Source organism: Sphingomonas sp. (genome assembly GCF_035555815.1).
In the GTDB taxonomy this organism is placed as follows: Bacteria; Pseudomonadota; Alphaproteobacteria; order Sphingomonadales; family Sphingomonadaceae; genus Sphingomonas.
In genome coordinates this window covers 1-3,716 of record NZ_DATMGG010000073.1, presented here as the reverse complement: position 1 = coordinate 3,716, position 3,716 = coordinate 1, and the positions used below count along the sequence as shown (strand labels likewise).

The 3,716-nt window shown below is 67.7% G+C and carries 5 protein-coding genes; 3 read left to right on the top strand and 2 right to left on the bottom strand.

Annotation, left to right across the window (positions count from 1 at the left end):
• From VNR91_RS04080 to VNR91_RS04070, 3 genes are all read left to right on the top strand, one after another.
• Window positions 1-905, top strand: a 905-nt coding sequence (locus VNR91_RS04080; RefSeq protein WP_325489511.1) for a cisplatin damage response ATP-dependent DNA ligase, incomplete at its 5' end; no start/stop codon positions are given.
• A 27-nt stretch (window positions 906-932) separates the two neighbouring features.
• A complete protein-coding gene (locus VNR91_RS04075) occupies window positions 933-1,724 on the top strand; it encodes a hypothetical protein (RefSeq protein WP_325489510.1) in 792 nt (263 codons plus the stop codon).
• A gap of 3 nt (window positions 1,725-1,727) precedes the next feature.
• Window positions 1,728-2,213, top strand: coding sequence for a GNAT family N-acetyltransferase (locus VNR91_RS04070; RefSeq protein ID WP_325489509.1), 486 nt, complete (start codon window positions 1,728-1,730; stop codon window positions 2,211-2,213).
• A 22-nt stretch (window positions 2,214-2,235) separates the two neighbouring features.
• On the opposite strand, the gene VNR91_RS04065 is transcribed toward VNR91_RS04070, so the two are convergent.
• Window positions 2,236-3,084 (bottom strand): glutaminyl-peptide cyclotransferase, encoded by an 849-nt coding sequence (locus VNR91_RS04065; RefSeq protein ID WP_325489508.1) that lies wholly within the window; start codon window positions 3,082-3,084, stop codon window positions 2,236-2,238.
• 89 nt (window positions 3,085-3,173) lie between these two features.
• Window positions 3,174-3,716 (bottom strand): cold-shock protein (locus VNR91_RS04060; RefSeq protein WP_325489507.1); only part of this gene is annotated, 543 nt, incomplete at its 5' end.

Sequence of the window (3,716 nt, the reverse complement as noted above, 5' to 3'; positions counted from 1 at the left end):
GGAAGTGGGACGGCATCCGCGTCCAGCTGGTCCATGTCGCCGGGGAAACGCGCCTGTACAGCCGGGGCGGCGACGACATCACCCGGAGCTTTCCGGACGTCGCGGCGGCGTTCCGCGTGCCCGGAGTGCTCGACGGCGAATTGCTGGTGAAGGGCGCGTTCCAGGGCGGGGAAGCGGCGAGCTTCAACGCTCTCCAGCAGCGGCTCGGGCGCAAGGCGGTGTCGGCGCGGATGCTGGCCGATTATCCGGCGTTCGTCCGGCTCTACGACATATTGTTCGACGGCCCCGACGATCTGCGCGACCTGCCGTGGGCGGAACGGCGCGGTCGGCTGGAAGGATTCGCAGCGCGGCTCGATCCCGGCCGGTTCGATGTCAGCGCGCTGATTGATGCCGGCGACTTCGCGCATCTGGGCGCGATCCGCGCCGGCGCGCGCGATTCGGCGATCGAGGGGGTGATGCTCAAGCGGCGGGACTCGCCCTATGTCGCCGGGCGCCGCACCGGATTGTGGTACAAGTGGAAGCGCGACCCGCTCACCGCCGATTGCGTGATGATGTACGCCCAGCGTGGCAGCGGCCGGCGGTCGTCCTTCTATTCTGACTACAGCTTCGGCTGCTGGAGCGACGACGGCGAGTTGCTGCCGGTGGGCAAGGCCTATTCGGGCATCACCGACGACGAGCTGAAATGGCTCGACCGCTTCGTGCGCACCCACACCGTCAACCGCTTCGGCCCGGTGCGCGAGGTGGAAAAGACGCTGGTGCTGGAGGTGGCGTTCGATTCGATTCACCAGTCCAAACGGCACAAATCGGGGGTGGCGATGCGCTTCCCGCGCATCCACCGCATCCGTAACGACAAGCCCGCCGCCGAGGCTGATACGCTTGCGGCGCTGCTGCGTCTGGTGACATGATCCCCGCCTTCTTTGGGGGGAAGAATGATGATCGAGATGGTGAAGCTGTTCGCCGGCCTGCTGCTTCAAGCGGGCGCGCTGGCATTTACGATCATCTGGGCGGTCCGCCAGTTGCTCGCCGAAGGGCGACAGCGGCGCGAGGCGCAGTCAATCGCGGACGCGCAACGCGAGGAGGCCGACCGCAAGGCGCTCGACGCGCGCAAGGTTGAAATCTACCAGCGGCTGGAGATCGAATCGAACCGCGTGTTCGAATTCGAGGCGCGCCACGCCAAGCTGGTCCCGACCATGAAGCGCCGGCTGGCGCCGGTCGGCCGGTTCGACGATCTGGCCGATCTGGTCCGTAACGAGCACGGCGAACGGATCGACCCGCGCCAGATCGCGATGATCGCACGCAAATATTATGAGATGAACTGCAATCTGTTCGAGATCGCGGCGCGGTTGCGCAAGCTCGATCTGATCGACGCCGATGTGTTCGGCAGTTGGGTCGCATGGTATTTCGACACCTGCACCGAATGGGGATTCCGTGCCTTGTGGGGCGATCTACGCGACAACTACACGCCGAACCTGCGCGAGATCTTTGACCCGCTGTGCATCGCGTTGATCGATGGTTGGGACGTGGCGCACGCGCAGGCGCGCCTGACGCTGCGTACCGACGGCGACCTGCCCGACGTGACGGAGGAGGAAGTCGAACGCCGCCGCGGCGATTTCTATGCGCTGATCGGCTCGCCTGCGGTATTCGACTGCCCGACCATCGCCGGCTGGCTGGCCGAGGTCGAGCGGACGCGGCTACCCCATGCCCATCCGTTGGCCTATTGCTGAGCGATGATCGATTATCGCTGGGCGGATCCCGCCGAATTGCCGGGGATCGCGACCTTCTTCGCGCGGATCGTCGCGCTCGACGAATCCTACGTCAGCCACGGCGAGGTGCAGACCGGACTCAGCCTCGACGGACGGAGCTGGGCGCCCGATCTCGACGCACGGATGCAGGAGGACTTGGCGGCGCTCGGCCCTGATCGCAGCGTCGCGGTCGCGCAGGACTCCGGCCGGCTGGTCGCCGCCGCGATCATCCTGTGGGAGGTCAACGACCGCACGTCGTTCATGGTCATAGAGGATCTGGCGACCGATCCGGCGGTACGATCGCACGGCGTGGGTGCGGCGCTGCTCGCGTTCGTCGAGGCTGAAGGGCGCCGGCGCGGGATGCGCTGGGCGTTCCTGGAAAGCGGCCTGCACAACGACGGCGCCCACCGCTTCTTCGAGAAGCACGGCTTCGGTGCGCTGTCCAAGGTATTCTCGAAGAAGCTCGGCTGACCGCGCGGTTCGCCGGCGGGCGTCAGTTGACGGTGGAATCGGGGTCGTCGACGATCGCGATCTCGAACAGCGTCGGCCACAATTTGCCGGTGACGAACAGCCGGCCTTTCTTGGCGTCCCAGGCGATGCCGTTGAGCACCGCCTCGGGATCCTTCGCCGCCACTTCCTCGACCAGCGCGCGCGCGTCGATCACGCGGGTGACATGGCCATCAACGGGGTCGATCGTCACCAGGAAGCCGGTGTGCCAGACGTTTGCGAGGATCGCGCCGTCGACCCATTCCAGCTCGTTGACGTTGCGCAGCGGCCGTCCGGCGATCGTCACCGGGATCCGCCGCTTTTCGGCGAGCGTGACGGGGTCGAGCACGCGCAGGCTGGTGGTGCCGTCGGACATGATCAGCCCCTCCGGCGCGCGGGTCAGCCCCCAGCCTTCGCCGGTGTAGCGCAGATCGGGGCCAGCGCGCTTGAGCGTGTCACGGTGCCAGCGGTGGGCAAGGCCGTCGTGCCAGGTCAGGCTGATCAGCGTATCGCCGTCGAGCGCCAGGCCTTCGCCGAACTCGCCCGACGGGATGGTGGCACGCGCCAGGATCTTGCCGCTGACCGGATCGGTACGACGTACATCGGACACCCCCTCGCGCCCGGTGCTCTCATAGAGATGGCCATCGTGCCACAGCAGCCCCTCGGTGAAGGCGGTGGGATCGTGCGGCAGCCGCGCGATCACCTCGACCCGCGATACCGGCACCGGCACCGCAGCGGGGGTAGCGCTGGTCGGGGCGGCGGGCGCGGCGGCGGGAGCCTGTTGCGCGGCGGCGGGTGCGGCCGGCGACAGGCCAAGCGCCAGCACCGCCGCCAGATGGCGCGCGATCGATTTCATCGGCCTTTCCAACGAAGACAGCCCTTCCAACGAAAACGGGCGGCGCCGTGGGTGCGGCACCGCCCGTATCCCGTGTCCGAAACCGGTCCTTACTGAACCGGGTTCAGGTTGACCGCCGCATGCTTGCCGCGGCGATCGACCTCGAGCTCGAACTCGAGCCGGTCGCCCTCGTTCAGCGTGGGCAGGCCGGCGCGTTCGACCGCGCTGATGTGCACGAACGCATCGGGCTGTCCGTCATCGCGCTGGATGAAGCCGAAGCCCTTCATCGCGTTGAAGAACTTGACCGTGCCCGACGCTTTCTCGCCGGTCAGCTGCCGCTGCGGGCCGCCGGCGCCGCGCGCGCCACCCGGACCAGCCGCGTCACGCGGCGGGCCGCGATCGGTGACCGGGAGCGGTTCGCCCTCGATCTTGAGGTCGGTCGCAGAGATGCGGCCGCCACGATCGACCAGGGTGAAGCCAAGCGGCTGACCCTCGGCCAGGCCGACCAGGCCCGCCTGCTCGACCGCGCTGATGTGGACGAACACGTCCTCACCACCGTCATCGCGCACGACGAAGCCGAAGCCCTTTTGCCCGTTGAAGAATTTGACGACGCCCGTGGCCTCGCCGACGACCTGGGGCGGCATGCCGCCACC